General features: G+C 60.4%; 2 protein-coding genes and 1 tRNA gene. All 3 read left to right on the top strand.

Annotated elements, in window-relative coordinates; translation table 11 throughout:
- The first annotated feature begins 117 nt into the window (after nt 1-117).
- The 3 genes from NW818_RS13200 (at nt 118) to NW818_RS13190 (ending at nt 2,291) form a co-directional block, all read left to right on the top strand.
- On the top strand, nt 118-912 hold the full coding sequence (locus NW818_RS13200) for a DUF429 domain-containing protein (protein ID WP_414424813.1): 795 nt from the start codon (nt 118-120) through the stop codon (nt 910-912).
- A 102-nt stretch (nt 913-1,014) separates the two neighbouring features.
- Entirely contained in the window at nt 1,015-2,178 is a 1,164-nt protein-coding gene (locus NW818_RS13195; protein ID WP_414424812.1) for a GuaB3 family IMP dehydrogenase-related protein, read from the top strand.
- 41 nt (nt 2,179-2,219) lie between these two features.
- A tRNA-Val gene (locus NW818_RS13190) sits at nt 2,220-2,291 on the top strand.
- Nucleotides 2,292-2,576 lie beyond the last annotated feature (285 nt).

Below are 2,576 nucleotides of genomic sequence, written 5' to 3'. Positions count from 1 at the left end.
TTTGGGAGAGGGGCTGGGGGTGAGGGCGCCGGAGCCATGCAATCGGGAACTGCCTCAAACTGGTTTTTTTGATAACGACTCTGATTCTGTCCAACTTGAAGAGAAGGGGAAGGCGGTGTGGCTCAGTTGATCTGCATTGGCCTGGATCTGGCCTGGTCAACCCGCAACCCTTCCGGTCTGGCCACGCTGCGAGTCCAGCTCGGGGATCCCGGCAGGCAGAACTTGACAGGCCATCTGGTCGATAGCCGCATTCTCCAAACGGATGAGGAGATCCTGGGCTATATTCAAGCTCAGGCGGGCGAAGATCCCTGCTTGGTGGCGGTGGATGCCCCCCTGCGCGTCCCCAACCTCAGCGGACAGCGACGGGCCGAGGCCGAACTGAACCGGGTGTTTCGCGCCTATGCAGCCGGGGCCCACCCAGCCAACCGCCGGCTTCTAGAAAAAAACGGCCAGGTGAGAGGGGAAGCCTTGGTGCAAGCCCTAGCCAGTTATGGCTTTCGGGAGCAGGCCAACATCGAGCGAGGAAAACTTACCCGCCAAGTGACCGAGGTCTTCCCCCACAGCGCCTTGGTCAGCCTCTTTGGCCTCAGCCGCACCCTAAAATACAAGGCCCGCCCTCGACGCACCTGGCCGGAACGGCAACAAGCTTGGCAACTTTACCAGCATCATCTGCGCTCTCTGGCTGCCGCTGACCCGGCTCTCCAGGATCACGAAGAGCTGCTCCAAGTGAAGGTGGGATCCCTCAAGGGCCGTCGACTCAAAAACTACGAAGATCAGGTGGATGCGTTGATGTGTGCCTACATCGCCCTCTACGGGTTCCGTTGGGGATCCGAGCGCTGCCGCAGTTTCGGCAACCTGCAAGAAGGGCACATTTTCACGCCCTTGCCCCCTCGAACCTCTGAGGCTGATTGAGACCCGCTCCGGGATCGCAGCCAAGAGAACAAGACTCTCGCTGGCCTTGGATCCCCCCTTGGCGGCATGATAAAAACAAGGGATCCGCAGAACAGGGGAAAAATGGACGTGCAACTGGGCCGCAATCGGCAGGCAAGACGCGCTTACGGGCTGGATGAAATCGCGCTGGCCCCAGGCAGACGAACGCTGGATCCCAGCCTGGTGGATACCCACTTCACCCTGGGAGGGATCCAAAGGCCAATTCCCATCATCGCCAGCGCCATGGATGGCGTGGTGGATGTGCGAATGGCCATTTTGCTCTCGGAGCTGGGAGCTTTCGGGGTGTTGAACCTGGATGGCATCCAAACCCGCTACGCCGATCCCGATGAGGTGTTGGATCAGATTGCGTCGGTGGGCAAAGACGAGTTTGTGCCCCTAATGCAGCGCCTCTACAGCGAGCCGGTGAAGCCAGAGCTAATCCAAGAACGCATCCGCCAGATCAAAGCTGCTGGCGCCATTGCCGCCGCTAGCTGCGTGCCCGCCCACGCCGCCCAATACGGCCCCCTGGTGGCGGAAGCCGGGGGGGATCTGTTTTTCGTCCAGGCCACGGTGGTTTCCGTTCACCACAAGGTTCCCGAAGGCATGGAACTGCTGGATCTGGCCCAATTTTGCCGGTCGATGCCCATTCCTGTTGTGGTGGGCAACTGCGTTACCTACGATGTTGCCTTGGAGCTGATGCAGGCCGGAGCTGCCGGTGTCTTGGTGGGGATCGGCCCGGGGGCTGCCTGTACTTCCCGAGGCGTGTTGGGGGTGGGGGTACCACAGGCTACAGCGATTGCCGACTGTGCCGCTGCACGGGAGCAGTTTTTGGCGGAAACCGGCGCCTACGTTCCCATCATTGCCGATGGCGGATTGGTGACCGGCGGCGATATTTGCAAGGCCATCGCCTGTGGAGCGGACGCAGTGATGATCGGATCCCCCTTGGCCCGCGCCCATGAAGCCCCCGGTCGCGGCTTTCACTGGGGCATGGCCACCCCCAGCCCCATCTTGCCCCGCGGCACCCGCATCCGCGTGGGATCCACCGGCACCTTGGAAGAAATCTTGCGCGGCCCCGCCCGCCTGGACGACGGTACCCACAACCTCTTGGGCGCCCTGCGCACCAGCATGGCCACCTTGGGGGCTGCCAATCTTCGAGAAATGCAGCAGGTGGAGATCTGCATTGCCCCTTCCCTGCTCACAGAGGGGAAGGTGTACCAGAAGGCGCAAAGCCTGGGCATGGGGAAATAGTCCCTTGGGAATGCTAAACTCGGTGGACTGGGATCCTTCAGGGGCGGTTAGCTCAGCGGTAGAGCGCCTGCCTTACAAGCAGGATGTCACTGGTTCGAGTCCGGTACCGCCCATTTCCACCAGAGTTTGTGGCTTAGGAGCTCTGTCTTGGTTTGGGATACACCCGCTAGCCAGAGCCGGATCCCTGAGGTAGAGTAGTGGATATCGAGCCTCGATCATCTACCGCAGTTGGGTCTCGCATTGAGTCTTGCCCAGAAAGTGTGTAAAGTGGTAGACGATGTGGACTTCGGCTGTATCATGTCTTCCCAGAGTCCGCGATTGCCAGGCTCGTTGTTGAGGTAGGCAGTTTGTCGCTTCCATGAGGACACTTCTACAGCCAAAAAGGTGTGAGGAAAAGA

The sequence above is a fragment of the Synechococcus sp. R6-5 genome (assembly GCF_047461775.1).
In the GTDB taxonomy this organism is placed as follows: Bacteria; Cyanobacteriota; Cyanobacteriia; order Thermostichales; family Thermostichaceae; genus Thermostichus.
Note: the sequence above shows the minus strand (reverse complement) of the source record. Positions and strands in the feature narration are given on the sequence as shown.

Bases quoted from the DNA above. Each gene is read 5' to 3' on its own strand.
- NW818_RS13195 (WP_414424812.1), top strand. From the start codon at position 1,015: ATGGACGTGCAACTGGGCCGCAATCGGCAGGCAAGACGCGCTTACGGG.